Origin of the sequence: Mesorhizobium xinjiangense (assembly GCF_009749525.1) — a bacterium.
Taxonomy (GTDB): Bacteria; Pseudomonadota; Alphaproteobacteria; order Rhizobiales; family Rhizobiaceae; genus Mangrovimarina; species Mangrovimarina xinjiangensis.
Genome location: NZ_WOAC01000008.1, coordinates 98,001 through 112,639, shown reverse-complemented (window position 1 = coordinate 112,639; position 14,639 = coordinate 98,001). Strand labels below are relative to the sequence as shown.

Annotated in this window: 18 protein-coding genes; 15 read left to right on the top strand and 3 right to left on the bottom strand. The window is 63.3% G+C overall.

The window, feature by feature from the left end:
* Nucleotides 1-135: 135 nt before the first annotated feature.
* From GM909_RS10725 to GM909_RS10660, 14 genes are all read left to right on the top strand, one after another.
* A complete protein-coding gene (locus tag GM909_RS10725; protein ID WP_157016384.1) occupies nucleotides 136-807 on the top strand; it encodes a response regulator transcription factor in 672 nt (223 codons plus the stop codon).
* 240 nt (nucleotides 808-1,047) lie between these two features.
* Entirely contained in the window at nucleotides 1,048-2,304 is a 1,257-nt protein-coding gene (locus tag GM909_RS10720; protein WP_157016383.1) for a flagellar hook protein FlgE, read from the top strand.
* A gap of 31 nt (nucleotides 2,305-2,335) precedes the next feature.
* Nucleotides 2,336-3,736, top strand: coding sequence for a flagellar hook-associated protein FlgK (gene flgK, locus GM909_RS10715; protein ID WP_157016382.1), 1,401 nt, complete (start codon nucleotides 2,336-2,338; stop codon nucleotides 3,734-3,736).
* Between the two features lie 4 nt (nucleotides 3,737-3,740).
* The gene (locus GM909_RS10710; RefSeq protein WP_157016381.1) at nucleotides 3,741-4,784 is read left to right on the top strand and encodes a flagellar hook-associated family protein; all 1,044 of its coding nucleotides are present in this window, start codon (nucleotides 3,741-3,743) and stop codon (nucleotides 4,782-4,784) included.
* Nucleotides 4,785-4,800: 16 nt separating this feature from the next.
* Nucleotides 4,801-5,148, top strand: a complete 348-nt coding sequence (flaF, locus tag GM909_RS10705) for a flagellar biosynthesis regulator FlaF (RefSeq protein ID WP_157016380.1) — start codon at nucleotides 4,801-4,803, stop codon at nucleotides 5,146-5,148.
* Entirely contained in the window at nucleotides 5,145-5,600 is a 456-nt protein-coding gene (gene flbT, locus GM909_RS10700; protein WP_157016379.1) for a flagellar biosynthesis repressor FlbT, read from the top strand. The genes flaF and flbT overlap by 4 nt, the downstream gene beginning before the upstream one ends.
* On the top strand, nucleotides 5,597-5,992 hold the full coding sequence (gene flgD / locus GM909_RS10695) for a flagellar hook assembly protein FlgD (RefSeq protein ID WP_157016378.1): 396 nt from the start codon (nucleotides 5,597-5,599) through the stop codon (nucleotides 5,990-5,992). The genes flbT and flgD overlap by 4 nt, the downstream gene beginning before the upstream one ends.
* Before the next feature lie 11 nt (nucleotides 5,993-6,003).
* Nucleotides 6,004-6,270 (top strand): flagellar biosynthesis protein FliQ, encoded by a 267-nt coding sequence (fliQ, locus tag GM909_RS10690; protein WP_157016377.1) that lies wholly within the window; start codon nucleotides 6,004-6,006, stop codon nucleotides 6,268-6,270.
* 75 nt (nucleotides 6,271-6,345) lie between these two features.
* The gene (flhA, locus tag GM909_RS10685) at nucleotides 6,346-8,442 is read left to right on the top strand and encodes a flagellar biosynthesis protein FlhA (protein ID WP_157016376.1); all 2,097 of its coding nucleotides are present in this window, start codon (nucleotides 6,346-6,348) and stop codon (nucleotides 8,440-8,442) included.
* Nucleotides 8,439-9,191, top strand: a complete 753-nt coding sequence (fliR, locus tag GM909_RS10680; RefSeq protein WP_157016375.1) for a flagellar biosynthetic protein FliR — start codon at nucleotides 8,439-8,441, stop codon at nucleotides 9,189-9,191. Before flhA ends, fliR begins: the two co-directional genes overlap by 4 nt.
* Nucleotides 9,192-9,194: 3 nt before the next feature.
* Nucleotides 9,195-9,587 carry a hypothetical protein gene (locus tag GM909_RS10675; RefSeq protein ID WP_157016374.1) on the top strand — a complete coding sequence of 131 codons (393 nt, stop codon included), beginning with the start codon at nucleotides 9,195-9,197 and terminating at the stop codon, nucleotides 9,585-9,587.
* Nucleotides 9,588-9,688: 101 nt separating this feature from the next.
* The gene (locus GM909_RS10670) at nucleotides 9,689-10,246 is read left to right on the top strand and encodes a rod-binding protein (protein ID WP_157016373.1); all 558 of its coding nucleotides are present in this window, start codon (nucleotides 9,689-9,691) and stop codon (nucleotides 10,244-10,246) included.
* 28 nt (nucleotides 10,247-10,274) lie between these two features.
* A complete protein-coding gene (locus GM909_RS10665) occupies nucleotides 10,275-10,706 on the top strand; it encodes a hypothetical protein (protein WP_235911821.1) in 432 nt (143 codons plus the stop codon).
* Nucleotides 10,703-11,170: a hypothetical protein gene (locus GM909_RS10660; protein ID WP_157016372.1), complete on the top strand. Its 468-nt coding sequence runs from the start codon at nucleotides 10,703-10,705 to the stop codon at nucleotides 11,168-11,170. The genes GM909_RS10665 and GM909_RS10660 overlap by 4 nt, the downstream gene beginning before the upstream one ends.
* Nucleotides 11,171-11,282: 112 nt before the next feature.
* On the opposite strand, the gene GM909_RS10655 is transcribed toward GM909_RS10660, so the two are convergent.
* Entirely contained in the window at nucleotides 11,283-12,086 is an 804-nt protein-coding gene (locus tag GM909_RS10655) for a crotonase/enoyl-CoA hydratase family protein (protein WP_157016371.1), read from the bottom strand.
* Between the two features lie 336 nt (nucleotides 12,087-12,422).
* On the opposite strand from GM909_RS10655, the gene GM909_RS10650 reads away from it, so the two are divergent.
* Nucleotides 12,423-12,923 carry a MarR family winged helix-turn-helix transcriptional regulator gene (locus tag GM909_RS10650; protein ID WP_157016370.1) on the top strand — a complete coding sequence of 167 codons (501 nt, stop codon included), beginning with the start codon at nucleotides 12,423-12,425 and terminating at the stop codon, nucleotides 12,921-12,923.
* Between the two features lie 27 nt (nucleotides 12,924-12,950).
* On the opposite strand, the gene GM909_RS10645 is transcribed toward GM909_RS10650, so the two are convergent.
* Both GM909_RS10645 and GM909_RS10640 read right to left on the bottom strand, forming a co-directional pair.
* Complete coding sequence (locus GM909_RS10645; protein WP_157016369.1) at nucleotides 12,951-13,373, bottom strand: acyl-CoA thioesterase; 423 nt, start codon at nucleotides 13,371-13,373, stop codon at nucleotides 12,951-12,953.
* Nucleotides 13,374-13,384: 11 nt separating this feature from the next.
* Nucleotides 13,385-14,635, bottom strand: coding sequence for a thiolase family protein (locus tag GM909_RS10640; protein WP_157016368.1), 1,251 nt, complete (start codon nucleotides 14,633-14,635; stop codon nucleotides 13,385-13,387).
* Between the last annotated feature and the right edge of the window lie 4 nt (nucleotides 14,636-14,639).

Below are 14,639 nucleotides of genomic sequence, written 5' to 3'. Positions count from 1 at the left end.
GAGCTGTGGGTAAGCAGTGGCGGTATGGTTAATAAATCACAAATAATTACATACAAGAAATAACAGTTGCCGGCGATTCCCGGCAACGGGTAGGCCTGTACCCGGCGGACAACAGAACTGATTCGGGGGCAACCAATGATCGTAATTGTTGACGAGCGCGAGCGCGTGAAGGATGGCTATTCATCCCTTTTCGGACGCGAAGGAGTCCCGAGCGCCGGTTTCGCCTCGATCGAATTTGGCGAGTGGGTCTCCAGCGCAGCCGATGAGGACCTGCAGTCGGTCGGCGCCTTTCTCATCGGCGAGTGCGAAAGCCACTCCGTCTCCGCCCGCATGATCCGCGAACGCACGGCAGCCCCGGTCATTGCGCTCAGCGAACAGCATTCGCTCGAGCACACGTTGAAACTGTTTGAATCGGGTGTCGACGACGTCATTCGCAAGCCGGTACACATCCGCGAGATTCTCGCCCGCATCGCGGCCATCAGGCGCCGGGCGGCCCAGGACCAGTCCGGCGCCACCGAGATCGGCCGGCTGCGCGTCTTCATGAACGGCCGCGACCCCGAGATCGACGACACGCCCTTCCCCCTGCCGCGCCGCGAGCGCCGGATCCTCGAATATCTGGCCAGCAACAGCGGACGCCGGGTCACCAAATCCCAGCTCTTCAACGCCATTTACGGCATTTTCGACGAAGAGGTGGAAGAGAACGTCATCGAGAGCCACGTCAGCAAGCTGCGCAAGAAGCTGCGTCAGAAACTCGGTGTCGACCCGATCGATTCCAAGCGCTTCCTCGGCTACCGGCTGAGCATCTGATGACGGCGCCGCGCGCCGCCGCCCACCATTCCGGCGCGCCGATGCGCCGACAAGCACGCCAACAGTCTCAGTAGCCAGTTTCGCGCAAGTCAGTCCCGTTAGACTCAAGAGAGTAACTCCAGGAGAGACACCGGTTCTCCGTCCGGAATTGCGAAAAACAACGCGTTCGATCGGCGCATCGTTTCCATGAAGCGATGCACCGGTCCGGCGCAGCCGCACTAAATTCGAGGAGAGGTTGCAGTGAGCCTATATGGAATGATGCGCACCGGCGTGTCGGGCATGCAGGGCCAGTCGAACCGGCTGGGCACCGTGGCCGACAACATCGCCAATTCGGGCACCACCGGGTACAAGCGATCCTCGGTCGAATTCTCGACCCTCGTCGTGCCGCAGGCCGGTTCCGGCAGCTATTCCTCGGGCGGGGTCGCGACCACGGTCCGCACCTCGATCTCCCAGCAGGGCAACATCCAGTACACCACGTCGGCAACCGACCTGGCGATCAGCGGCGAAGGGTTCTTCACCGTCCAGGACGCATCCGGCCAGACCTTCCTGACGCGCGCCGGCTCCTTCGTGCTCGACGACGAGGGCCGGCTGGTCAATGCGGCCGGCTTCTACCTCCAGGGCTACAGCTACGCCAACGGCACGCCGAGCACGGCCGCCAACAGCTTTGCCGGCCTCGAGGCGGTCAGGATCGCCGATCTTGCGATGACCGCCACGCCGAGCACCGAAGGGGTCTATTCGGCCAACCTGCCGGCCGATGCCGACATCGTTGCCGCAGGTTCTCTGCCATCAGACAACGTGGCGGGTTCCACCTACACCAACAAGACGTCGATGGTCGCCTACGACAATCTCGGCGGCGAGGTGCTGATGGATATCTATTTCACCAAGACGGCCGACAACACCTGGGAAGTGGCGGTCTACAATCAGGCCGACGGCACCGCCGGCACCGGATTCCCCTATAGTTCCGCAGCCCTTGCCACGGACATATTGACCTTCGATCCGACCAACGGTCAGTTGTCGGGTGGCGGCACGATCAATCTCAACGTTCCCGGCGGCGCCGCGCTCGAGCTGGACATGTCGGAGATGACCCAGCTCGCGACCGAATTCACGCCTGGCACGGCCGATGTCAACGGCAATGCGGCGAGCGCGGTGTCGGGCTACGAGATCGCCGCCGACGGAACGCTTTACGCCCAGTACGACAACGGCACGCTGGCAGCACTCTACCGCATCCCGCTCGCCAACGTGACCAGTCCCGATCAGCTCAACGTTCTCTCCGGAAACGTCTTTTCGCAGAGCGCCCTGTCGGGCGAAATCAATCTCGGCTTCCCCGAGGAAGGCGACTTCGGCAAGGTCACGTCCGGCGCGCTCGAAGCCTCCAATGTCGATATCGGCGAAGAGCTGACGGCCATGATCGAATCGCAGCGCAACTACACCGCCAACTCGAAGGTGTTCCAGACCGGCTCGGAGCTGTTGGACGTGCTGGTCAACTTGAAGAGGTAACTGACATGTCGTTGGGGCGGGGAATTCTGGAATGTCGCTAAGCTCAGCACTCAGCATTGCACAGTCGGCGTTGCTGGCAACGTCTCGTCGCACCAGCGTCGTCACGCAGAACGTCACCAATGCCGACAACGCCGACTATACGCGGCGCTCGGCCGTGCTGATCAGCGATCAGTCGGGAATACGGGTCGCCGACATCCGGCGCGCCGCCAACGATTCCCTGCTGCGGCAGTATCTCAACGCCAATTCCGACTGGGAAGGCCAGCAAACCATGTTTGCCGGCCTCGACACTTTGGCGCTGGCCGTCAATGGCGAGGCGAACGGCACCTCTCCGGCGACCGGCCTCGGTGCCCTGCAGGAATCGCTGCAGCTCTATGCCGCCTCGCCCTCCTCCGCCAGCCTGGCTGACGGCGTGGTGAACTCGGCACGCCAGCTCGTCCAGACGCTGAACGGCGGCACCAGCCAGATCCAGTCCTACCGGGCCGAACTCGATCTCGAAATCTCGCGGTCGGTCGATGATCTCAATTCGCTCCTGGCCGAATTCGACGCGGCCAACACGGCGGTGGTCAAGGCGACTGCGATCGGCGAGGACGCCACCGACGCGCTCGACAAGCGCGACGCCATCTTGAAGGAAATCTCGCAATACATCCCGGTCTCCACTCAGACCCGGGCCAACAACGACATGGTCGTTACGACCGGCGACGGCGTCACGCTCTACGAGACATCGCCGCGCAACATCGCCTTCGAGCCGACCGCCTTCTACTCCGCCGGTGTCGAAGGCAATGCCGTCTACATCGACGGTGTGCCGGTCACCACCGGCACCGGCAAGCTGGCGGCCATGGTCGAACTGCGCGACAACGTCGCCGTCACCATGCAGACGCAGCTCGACGAGATCGCACGCGGCCTCATCACTGCCTTTGATGAGGCGGGGACGCCTGGCCTTTTCACCTGGACTCCCCCGCCAGCCACCGTGGGATCGCTCACTCCGGGCCTGGCCGGCAAGATCGAAATCAACGCAGACTTTGATCCCGATGCCGGCGGCGATCCCGTCAAGCTGCGCGACGGCAATTCGTACGACGCAAATCCGGACAATCATGCCGCCTTCACCGGCCTGCTCGTTGCCTACGGCGACAATCTCGACGCCAGCATGAATTTCGACCCCTCGACGGGCGTCAACACCAATTCGAACCTCGGCGAATTCGCCACCAACACGATCAGCTGGGTCGAGGCGCTCCGTCAGACGACCTCGAACTCGGGGCTGACGTCGGGCGCTCTCCTGTCGCGAGTGAGCGAAACGCTGTCGAACTCGACCGGGGTCAATGTCGACGATCAGATGGCGCTGATGCTCGAACTCGAGCATTCCTACGAGGCATCGGCGCGTCTCATCAGCACCATCGACGAGATGATGGCGATTCTTCTCGAAATGGCGGGCTAGGCAGATGAAGGTCTCTTACGTTTCATCCAACGCGATCAATCAGGCGCTGCGCTATTCGCTCATGCGCATGCAGTCGCAGCTGGTCAAAGGCCAGACCGAGGCGACGACCGGAAAGGTCGCCGACACCGGCCTGGCGCTCGGCGCACGCACCGGCAACTCGATCTCGCTGCACCGCGACGTCGATCGCCTCAAGGGCATCATCGACACCAACGCACTGGTTTCGTCCAGGCTTTCGGCAAGCCAGGAAGCGTTGTCCGACATCAGGGCGGCCGGCGAATCATTTCTTTCCGCCGTGGCGGTTGCGGCATCGGGCGGCGCGGAAAAGGAAACGGCACAGCAGGCCGGGCAGTTGATGCTGGACACGCTGACCGGCATCATCAACACCAGCTTCAACGGCGAGTATATCTTCGCCGGCGTCAACACCGACATCAAACCGCTCAACGACTATTCCGCCGGTTCGGACAGCAAGGCCGATTTCGACGCCGCTTTCCAGGCCGAGTTCGGCTTCGCCCAGACCGATGCCGCCGCCGGAAACCTGACCGCCGCCGAGATCCAGGCCTTCCTTGAAGGTCCGGCGGCGGCGGAATTCACCGGCACGCAGTGGCAGGACAACTGGTCGAACGCCACCGATCAGGGCATCACCAGCCGCATCACGCTCGGCGAGACCACCGAAACGTCGGTCAGCGCCAATGAGGAAGGCATCCAGAAAATCGCCATGGCAGCGACGGTCGTTGCCGACCTCTTCAATTCGGAACTCAGCGAGGATGCGTTGCGCCAGATTGCCGAATTCGCCACCTCGCTGGTCGGTGAGGCGCTGGGCGATATCGCAACCACGCAAGGGCGCGTCGGCTTCGTCGAACAGCGCGTCACCCAGGCCAGCGAACGGCTGACCATGCAGGTCGATCTGTTCTCCGAAACATTGCTGGAGATGGAAGGGGTCGATCCATACGAGGCCGCGACACGGGTCGAGGAGCTGCGGGCGCAGATCGAAACCGCCTACACCCTGACTGCGCGCCTCAATCAGTTGAGCCTGCTGCGTTACCTCTAGCAGAAGCGAAAGCCGCATGTACCAGTTTTCCTATGCAGACATCCAGACCGATTCGGTCGCCGACGCCAGGGACCGCGAACGCCAGCTTCTGACGCGCTCGATCGATCTCCTGGTTGCCGCACGCCAGGCCGGCACCGGCTCCATGCAGGCGGTGGAAGCCGTCCATTTCCTCAATCGCGTATGGACGACATTCCTCGACGACCTGGGCAGCGCCGAGAACGAACTGCCCAACGAATTGCGGGCCAACCTCATTTCGATCGGGCTGTGGCTCTTGCGCGAGGCCGAAGCGGTGCGGCAGGGCACGTCGGAGAACTTCGACGGTCTGATCGAGATCTCGCAGATCATCCGGGACGGCATTCAATGAAAAGTCCGAAGAGCTCGCTCAAGATTTCGTTGAAGGCCAACGAGAAGATATACATCAACGGCGCCGTGGTGCGCGTCGACCGCAAGACGTCGATCGAGTTCCTGAACGACGTCCAGTTCCTGCTCGAAAACCACGTTCTGCAGGCCGAGCAGGCCACGACGCCGCTGCGCCAGCTCTACTTCATCGTCCAGGTCATCCTGATGAGCCCGGGCGATGCATCGCAGGCGCGCGACATGTTCCGCAAATCGCTCTCGCTGCTGTTGGCCAATTTCAGCAACGAGCAGATCCTCGGCACGCTGAAGCAGGTCGACCGCCTGGTGGCGGAAGACCAAGTCTATGAAGCGCTCAAGATGATCCGCGGCCTGTTCGCCATTGAGGACGAGATCCTCGGCAAGCGCGGCCGCGCGGCCGGCGGTTCCACCCACCAGGCATTGGAGGCAACAGCATCATGAGCATTCCGCCCGTTTCCTCGGCCACGACGGCGTCCGCCCAGTCGGGTTCCTCGGCGGCCAACGCCGTCGATTACGAGACCTTCCTGAAGCTTCTCGTCACCCAGATGGAGAACCAGGATCCGACCGCGCCGATGGATTCCAAGGACTACATCGCCCAACTCGCCACCTTCTCCCAGGTCGAGCAGACGATCCAGACCAACACCAAGCTGGACGAACTTCTGACGACCTCGTTTCTCGATCAGGCCGGCGCGCTGATCGGCCGGACCATCACCAGTGCCGACGGCGAGGTGTCGGGCGAAATCGCCAAAGTCCAGATCTATTCCGACGGCGTCATGGCGGTCCTGCAAGACGGCACCGAGCTTGTCGTCGGCGCCGGCGTCACGATCAGCTAGACGACCACGCGATGAACGAGGCCGACGCGCTCGAACTGATGCAGTTCGCCATCTGGACCGTGCTGATGGCTTCCGGTCCGGCTGTCGTGACCGCCATGCTCGTCGGCGTCTCCATCGCGCTGGTCCAGGCCCTGACCCAGGTGCAGGAAATCACCCTGACCTTCGTGCCGAAGATCATCGCCATCCTCCTGGCGGTCGCGCTCTCCGGCCCGTTCGTCGGCGCACAGATATCGTTGCTGTCGAGCGTCGTTTTCGAACGCATCGAAACCGGGTTCTGAGCCACCGTCTCACCCTCGCGCAAGCTTGAGGTCATAGGCTGCCGGCCTGGATTCGATGAAGGGCAGCAGCAGACGATGGCAGTGACAGGAACGGCAGCCTCCGTATCCGCGGTATCGGGCCCCCGGCACGGCCGCGACGTGCTTTTCGCGGTCGGCGTGGTGGCCATCCTGTCCGTGCTCTTCCTGCCGATCCCGTCCTTCATGATCGACATGGGCCTGGCGGTTTCGATCGCCATGTCGGTCCTCATCCTGATGGTGGCGTTGTGGATCCAGCGGCCGCTCGATTTCACGTCCTTTCCCACAATCCTCCTGATCGCCACCATGCTGCGCCTGGCGCTCAACATCGCCACGACGCGCGTGATCCTCGCGCATGGCAACGAGGGGACCAATGCCGCCGGCTATGTCATCGGCGGCTTTTCGAACCTGGTCATGAGCGGCGATTTCGTCATCGGGCTGATCGTCTTCCTGATCCTGATCATCGTCAATTTCATCGTCATCACCAAGGGCTCGACGCGCATTGCCGAAGTAGGCGCACGCTTCACGCTCGACGCCATTCCGGGAAAGCAGATGTCGATCGACGCCGATCTGTCGGCCGGAATGATCGACGACAAGGAAGCGCAGCACCGGCGCCGCGAACTGGAGGAGGAGAGCTCCTTTTTCGGTTCGATGGACGGTGCCTCGAAGTTCGTTCGCGGCGATGCCATTGCCGGTCTCATCATCACGGCCGTCAACATCGTCGGCGGCATCGCGATCGGCTACGGCCGCCACGGCATGGATATCGGCACGGCCGCCGACGTGTTCGTCAAGCTGTCGGTCGGCGACGGGCTGGTCTCCCAGATCCCGGCCCTCATCATCTCGCTGGCAGCCGGTCTCCTGGTGTCGAAAGGCGGCACGCGCGGCTCGGCCGACGAGGCCGTGCTCGGACAGCTTTCGGCCTATCCGCGCGCGCTCTATGTCGCCGCGCTTCTCCTTCTCGTCCTGGCGCTCATGCCCGGCCTGCCGATATTGCCCTTCCTGGTCCTGGCCCTTGCAATGTCCGCCGTCGCCTATGTGATCCCGCTGCGGCGCAGAAAGCGCGAGGCCGAGGCGGCCGAAGCCGTCAAGCGCGAGGAAAATGCCAAGGTCGAGGAGGACAAGAATTCGATCAAGGCAACGCTCAAGACGCCCGAGATCGAACTGCTGATCGGCAAGCAGCTTTCGACGAAGCTCCTCGCCTCGCACCAGGAACTCGCCTATCGCATGGGCAAGATGCGCAAGAAGTTCGCGCTCGAATACGGCTTCGTCGTGCCGGAAGTGCGCCTGACCGACGACTTTTCGACGCCTTCCAAAAGCTACCAGATCAAGGTCCACGGCACGACGGTGGCCGAGCACCAGCTGCGCGTCGGCGAGCTTCTGGTTCCGCTGGGCAACAGGGAAGCGCCGGACCTTCCCTGCGAGGAGGTGCGCGAGCCGGCCTTCGGCATGCGGGCCGTGTCGGTGCCGGAGACCTTCATCGAGGATCTCAGGCGCAGCAATTATGCTTTTGCCGACAACATGTCGGTTCTGCTGACCCATCTCAGCGAGGTTGTCCGCAACAACCTGCCGCAACTCCTCTCCTACAAGGACATGAAGGCGCTGGTCGAAAGGCTCGATCCCGAATATCGCAAGCTGACGGACGAGATCTGCACCTCCCACATCACCTATCCGGGCCTGCAGGCGGTGCTGAAGCTGCTGCTCGCCGAGCGCGTCTCGATCCGCAACCTCCACATCATCATCGAGGCGATCGCCGAGATCGCGCCGCATGTGCGGCGCACGGAGCAGATCGTCGAGCATGTGCGCATCCGCATGGCTCAGCAGATCTGCGGCGATCTGTCGGAATCCGGCGTGTTGCAGGTGCTGCGCCTCGGCAACCGCTGGGATCTCGTCTTCCACCAGTCGCTGAAACGCGACCAGAAGGGCGAGGTCCGCGAATTCGACATCGATCCGCGCCTGCTCGAGGAATTCGGCCAGCAGGCTTCCAAGGTCATCCGCGAGCATTTCGACGCCGGCAACCGCTTTGCGCTCGTCACCGCCCCCGAGGCGCGACCCTATGTGCGTATGATCGTCGAGCGGCTCTTCCCGACCCTTCCGGTGCTCAGCCATGTCGAGATCGCCAAGGGTGTCGAGATCCGCGTGCTGGGAGCGCTTTCTTGACGTTCGACGTCGACGCGCTCGTCGTCGCGGCCTTTTTGGCCTTCTGTCGCATCGGCTCCTGCTTCATGGTCATGCCCGGCTTGTCGAGTGTGCGCGTGCCGGTACAGATCCGCCTGTTCGTCGCCGTCGCCGCCAGCTTCGCCCTCCTGATGCATCTGTGGGACAGCCTGCTGCCGATCGCCGACAGTCAGCCGGCGGTGCTGGCCGGTCTTGTCCTGTCCGAGGTTGCGACCGGCGCCCTGATCGGCCTGATGGCGCGCATCTATATCCTTGCGCTGCAATTCGTCGGCGCGGCCATGGCCATGATGATGGGCTATGGTGCTCTCGTCACGCCGTCGATCGAGGAGGCGGACGCCCAGCCGCCGCTGACCAATCTGATCACCTTCGGCGCCTTGCTGCTGCTGTTCATCGGCAATTTCCATCACGAGATCATCAAGGCGCTCGTGGCGTCCTATCGCATCGCGCCGCCGAACCTGTTGTTCAATCCCCGCTCGGCACTGACCGACGTGACCGACACCTTGTCGGAGTCCTTCCTGGTCATGATCCAGCTCGGCAGCCCGTTCATCGCCTACGGCATCATCGTCAATCTCATCGTCGGCTTCCTCAACAAGCTGACGCCGCAGATCCCGATCTACTTCGTCTCGCTGCCCTTCGTGCTGGCCGGCGGTCTGGTCCTTGTCTATTTCGGCCTCGGCGGAATGCTGCGCCTGTTTGCCGACGGCTTCGTGCCGATCACCATTGGACGCTGACGCATGGACGAACGGCAAAAGCGGCTCATCCGGCTGATCGCGGTGCAAAACAAGATCAAGGCCTTCCACGAAATGCGTCATGCGGAGCTGGTGAAGAAGGCGGCGGCGGCCCGGCACGAAGCCGAGGACGCGATGGCACGCAAGGAAGCGCCGGGATCGCTGCGCGACATATTTCCCGACATCTACGAAAAGCGCATCGCCGGCGCGCTGGCCCGCGCCGACCAGGCAGAGACCGAGACCCGCGAAGCGGCCGCCCGTCTGGCGGCCGAAAATGCGCGCACCGATATTGCCGAACGGGCCTATCGCTCGGCCCGACGCCATGCCGACCGCCAGGCCGGCGAACGCGAGACCGGTGAAACGGTCGAGCGCGCGCTTCCTTCCCATAAGCAGCGATGAGAGGCACATGACGCGACGTAAGCTAAGCGGTTGCGGGCAAGCTTGCGGCAAGCTCGGTCTGCGACAAATGAGTGTCAGAGACATAAGCAGGATGCGAAACAGTGGCGATATCTCCCCCCAGTGACATCGTTCTCGACGTCGCCAGAGCCGCAGAACCGCAGGCACTCGAGACCGCGCGGGCACGCCTCAGCGCCCTTGGCGCCGCCGCGGGCGATCCAGGCGCATTCCTGAGCAATCTGGACGATCTTCGCTCGACCATCGGCGGCGGCAACAGCAGCGCGGCCGCAACACCTGAAAGCTTCGTCAAATTCGAAGCGATGGTTCTGCAAAGCTTCGTGCAATCCATGCTGCCCTCCGAGGCCCAAGAGGTCTACGGCCAGGGCACGGCCGGCGAGATGTGGAAATCGCTGCTGGCCGAGAAGCTTGCCGGCACGATGGCGCAACGCGGCGGCATCGGCATCGCCGATCGCGTGCTTTCCGACCATTACGTCGCCGGCGATCAGCGCATTCCGGTCACCGGGATCAACGGAGATCCTGCAGCCCGGGAAAGAGCGGACCAACAGGCGCGGCTGTCGAGCGCGCTTGTCGAAGAATTGCAACGAAGCGCCATCAGCGCCGTGACCGACGGAGCAGCCACGGCATCCGATAAGGCCCGATAAGGGCTAGGCGCCAAAAAGGAAAAACACCATGAATGAACGCAACCTCGTTCCCGCCGACCCGCAGCCTCAATTCGGCCCCGAGGCGCCTGCCGGCGCCAGACAGGCGCCGACACCGGGGCTCGGCGCCATCATCGCGCGCATCGAGGAAACCATCGACACCGAGACGGCCTCGATCCGCACCGACGCCAAATTCGACATCCGCGCCTCCAACGCCCGCAAGAGCCGCCATCTCTACGAGCTCAACAAGGCGCTGAAAAACGCGCGCTCGCCCGCACAGATCGAGCAGCACCGCGAGGAAATCACGCGCCTGCGCGCCAAACTGGCCAGCAACGAAGCGGCGATCAAGGCTCACCTCAGTGCCGTCGGCGAGGTCGCCGCGCTGCTGCGCGACGCAATCGCGCGGGCCGATGCCGACGGCACCTATTCGAGCGATTCGTTCGGACGGACCGGTTCGACATGATCCGCTTCGTCGCCGCAGCTCTGTGGATCCTGGCTGCCGCGCTCGGCACGCTCTACTTTGCCTATTCGGCAACGGGAAGCGGCCAGGACGGCACGGCGGGCGAAGAAGCCGCGCATTCGGATTTCATGCGCACCGGCATCATGTCGGTGCCGGTCATCCGCGACGGCAAGGTACAGGGCTACTTTCTGACCAAGCTCGTCTATGCCACCGATCCCGTCTTGAAGAGCAAGATGCAGCTGCCGCTCGACAGCGTCCTTGTCGACCAGGTCTACAGCTACATCTATTCCAATCCGCAAATCGATTTCTCGCGCTACGACGCACTCGATCTCGATGCATTCCGGGAAGGGGTGCGCGCGAGCATCAATGAGCGGGTCGGCGGCGAACTCATCCACCAGGTCCTGGTCGAGCAGATCGACTATCTGTCGAAGCAGGAGATCAGGGACAGGGCCGGCCGGCAGGGCTGAGTTGTTCGAAGCACATCGAGCGAACCTCGCCACCGGAAAGGCACATGCTCCAACATATTGATCTGGCGCGCATATCTTTGCTTCAAACATTTCCGTTTGAAGCGAACGCGCGCTAGCCGAAACGCGGCTTGCGCTTTTCCAGAAACGCCTTGAGGCCCTCCTGCGCATCGCCGCCGGACTGCGACAATGCCGCGCTCAGGCTTTCGGTGAACAAGCCGTCCGAACGCGCCATGTCGTCGATGCGCGAAATCGCCTGAATGACCAGATAGTTGACCAGTGGCGCGTTGGTCGCGATTTCACGCGCCAGTTCCATCGCCTTATCGAGGCCTTTGCCCTCCTCGACGAGATAATGCGCCAGCCCCAGCGCAGCACCTTGCTCGGCGTCGTAGATGCGGCCCGTCAGCATCATTTCCGTCATCCGGTCGGCGCCGATGATGCGGCCGACGCGAACGGTCGCCCCGCCGCCGACGAATATGCCGCGCTTGCCTTCCGGCAACTGAAAGCGCGCCGTCGGTTCGGCGACACGCACATGGGTCGCCGCCGCGATTTCCAGCCCGCCGCCCATGACCGCGCCGTTGAGCACCGAGACGACCGGCAGGCCGCCGAACTGGATGGCCTCCATCACCTGATGCCAGCCGCGCGAATGGTACAGCACCTGCGAAGGCTCGCGCACCACCTGCTCGGAAAGATCGAGCCCGGCCGAAAAATGTCCCCCTTCGCCGTAGAGCACGACAACGCGGGCCTCTTTCGGCGGATTGGCGAAGAAGGCTCGCAACTCGCCGAGCAGCGCTTCGTTGACGGCGTTGCGCTTGTCGGGGCGGTTGAACGCCAGTACCGCTACGGCGCCGTCAAGGCGGACGCTAAGCACCTCCCCTTGCCGATTTCCGCCATCGCTAACCGTGTCGAGCGAACTCATGAACCAACTCCCCGGCAGCTCCATACGCTGCGATTGTCAAACGTCATATTGTTTTGTAACATAACATTCTCGAGCGGCACAAGCGAGGGCGATATGCCACTCCAACAGGTCGCATCCGGCCAGGAGGTGGCGGCATGGGAGCAGCTTTCGAATCGCCGGGGTGCGATGGCTTTGCTTTCCATTGCCCATTGCGCTCGCCATATCCCCCGTTATGAATTGTTTCAGTAGGGAATGGTTTGATATGCGAGAAACCACCTCTATCTTGATTGGCGCGGGAAGGTGGCAGATCTGGATGGGAACCGCATCTCCCCAAGCCGAAACAGCGATTGAGGTCAGATGAATACGCAGGCCGGAGAAAAATCGAAGCCGATTACGGGGCCCAAGACAGGCGCCGCCAAGGACGCCGGCGTGCCGGCGCTCGGGGATATCATCGGCTACAAGTTGCGCCGTGCGCAGCTCATGGTCTTTCAGGATTTCATCGAATCCTTCTCGCAGCTCAAGCTGCGGCCGGCCGAGTTTTCCGTGCTGGCAATCATCGCCACGCAACCCGGGCTGAAGCAGTCGGAGATCGCCGGCATGCTCGGCATCAAGCGCGCCAATTTCGTCGCGCTGATGGACGGGCTGGAGAAGCGCGGCCTGGCCGAGCGCCGCAAGGCCGACGGCGACCGCCGCTCGCATTCGCTGCATCTGACCGCGGAAGGGGCGCGCTTCGTCAAGAAGATGAGCGCCGTCTGGCAAGGCCATGAGGACCGGCTGATCGCCCGTCTCGGCGGAGCCGAGGAGCGCGACCGGCTCATTACGCTTCTCGACCGGTTGCTCGACAGCGACGAGGACTGATCGAAGCCGCAGGCGGACGGCTCGAGATTATTGCCCTTTCAACGCCTCGACGACCTCGACCGGCAACGCCGCGCCGCGAATGCGGCCCGGCTCGTCGGGGTGCGGTTCGGCCCAGACACGTTTCTCCCTGGCCTCGATAGCCAGTGCATCATCCTTGAAAACCCGGTGCTCGACATCAAAGCTCGAGCGGCCGAATCCGGTGACGCGGCTTTCGATGGCGATCACGTCACCGTAGCGCGACGGCACGATGAACTTCGCGCCCGTATCGACCATCGGGATGCCGACGATGCCGTATTTCTTCGCCCACGCGATCTTCTTCATCCCCAGCGCCTTTTCGAACAGATAGGCGGTCGAGGCGTCGAATATGGCGAAGTAGCGCGGGTAGAAGACGATGCCGGCGGCGTCGCAATCTCCCCATTCGATCTCGACTTCGCGGCGATTGACCAGCATCTCGTTCGTCCTCACGCTGCCTGCGGGTTTTCGATAAGCACGGCGATGCCCTGCCCGCCGCCGATGCAGGCCGAGGCGATGCCGTAGCGCAGGCCGGCGCGCTGCAGCTCGCGCGCCAGTGTGGTGGTTATGCGCACGCCGGTCGCGCCAAGCGGATGGCCAAGGGCGATCGCGCCGCCATTGACGTTCATTTTGTCCTCGTCGAGCCCGAGTTCGCGGATGCAGGCGAGGATCTGCGCCCCGAACGCCTCGTTGATCTCGATACGGTCGATGTCGTCGAGCGACAGGCCGGTCTCGTCGAGCACGGCGCGGATCGCCGGTGCAGGGCCGATGCCCATGATATGCGGCGGCACGCCGACAGACGCGCCGGCCAGGATGCGGGCGAGCGGCGCACGTCCTTGCCGATGGGCGCGGGCCTTGGAGGCGACCAGCGAGGCGGCGGCGCCGTCGACCACGGCGGAGGAATTGCCGCCCGTCTGCACGCCGCCGAAGGCCGGCCGGATCTTTGCCAGCACCTCGTAGGGCGACGGCCGGACATGGCTGTCTTTCTCCACCGCCTCGACCTTGCGCGGCAGGCGGATGCCGCGATCGTTGAAGCCCTCGACCGCAAAGGCCTCGCTGACAACAGGCACGATCTCGCCGCCCAGAAAGCCGTTCTCCTGGGCGGCCAGCGCCCGGCTGAAGGAACGCGCCGCATAGCGGTCCACCTCTTCGCGGCTGATGCCGTAATCCCTGGCCAGGTTTTCCGCCGTGTCGCCCATGGTGCAGGAAACCGCCGGGTCGAGCAGCGCTTCCCAGAGGAAATCCTTGAACTCGACCTGGCCCATCCTGAAGCCGCTGCGATGGGTGTAGGCGGCGACGGGATTGCGGCTCATCGATTCGGTGCCGACGCACAGCGCGAGATCCACCCGCTCCTGCTCGACCATGTCGGCCGCCTGCAGGACGGCCTCGATGCCGGTGCCGCAGATGCGCTGCACGAGATGGGCCGGGCGGGCCACCGGCACGCCGGCATAGATGCCGATATGGCGCGGCGTCATATAAGCGTCGAAGGAGGCCTGGGCCATCGATCCGGCAATCGTCGTGCCGATATCGGCGGGATCGACGCCGGCTTTATCGATGGCCGCGCGCGCCGCCTTGATGCCGAGGTCGATCGGCGAAACCTGGGCGAGCGCGCCGGTATAATCGACGAACGGCGTGCGCATGCCGTCGACCAGCCAGGCGTCATCGAATGTGTAGCGCAGACCGCGTTCGTCTATGGTCATGATG

What these genes read in the sequence shown, in the direction of transcription:
- GM909_RS10645 (WP_157016369.1), bottom strand. Translation starts at nt 13,373, where the DNA reads ATGCTGGTCAATCGCCGCGAAGTCGAGATCGAATGGGGAGATTGCGAC.
- flhA (WP_157016376.1), top strand. Translation starts at nt 6,346, where the DNA reads ATGGCAGTGACAGGAACGGCAGCCTCCGTATCCGCGGTATCGGGCCCC.
- flbT (WP_157016379.1), top strand. Translation starts at nt 5,145, where the DNA reads ATGAAAAGTCCGAAGAGCTCGCTCAAGATTTCGTTGAAGGCCAACGAG.
- flaF (WP_157016380.1), top strand. Translation starts at nt 4,801, where the DNA reads ATGTACCAGTTTTCCTATGCAGACATCCAGACCGATTCGGTCGCCGAC.
- GM909_RS10665 (WP_235911821.1), top strand. Translation starts at nt 10,275, where the DNA reads ATGAATGAACGCAACCTCGTTCCCGCCGACCCGCAGCCTCAATTCGGC.
- GM909_RS10640 (WP_157016368.1), bottom strand. Translation starts at nt 14,635, where the DNA reads ATGACCATAGACGAACGCGGTCTGCGCTACACATTCGATGACGCCTGG.
- flgK (WP_157016382.1), top strand. Translation starts at nt 2,336, where the DNA reads ATGTCGCTAAGCTCAGCACTCAGCATTGCACAGTCGGCGTTGCTGGCA.
- GM909_RS10725 (WP_157016384.1), top strand. Translation starts at nt 136, where the DNA reads ATGATCGTAATTGTTGACGAGCGCGAGCGCGTGAAGGATGGCTATTCA.
- GM909_RS10675 (WP_157016374.1), top strand. Translation starts at nt 9,195, where the DNA reads ATGGACGAACGGCAAAAGCGGCTCATCCGGCTGATCGCGGTGCAAAAC.
- fliQ (WP_157016377.1), top strand. Translation starts at nt 6,004, where the DNA reads ATGAACGAGGCCGACGCGCTCGAACTGATGCAGTTCGCCATCTGGACC.
- GM909_RS10660 (WP_157016372.1), top strand. Translation starts at nt 10,703, where the DNA reads ATGATCCGCTTCGTCGCCGCAGCTCTGTGGATCCTGGCTGCCGCGCTC.
- flgD (WP_157016378.1), top strand. Translation starts at nt 5,597, where the DNA reads ATGAGCATTCCGCCCGTTTCCTCGGCCACGACGGCGTCCGCCCAGTCG.
- GM909_RS10655 (WP_157016371.1), bottom strand. Translation starts at nt 12,086, where the DNA reads ATGAGTTCGCTCGACACGGTTAGCGATGGCGGAAATCGGCAAGGGGAG.
- GM909_RS10710 (WP_157016381.1), top strand. Translation starts at nt 3,741, where the DNA reads ATGAAGGTCTCTTACGTTTCATCCAACGCGATCAATCAGGCGCTGCGC.
- GM909_RS10650 (WP_157016370.1), top strand. Translation starts at nt 12,423, where the DNA reads ATGAATACGCAGGCCGGAGAAAAATCGAAGCCGATTACGGGGCCCAAG.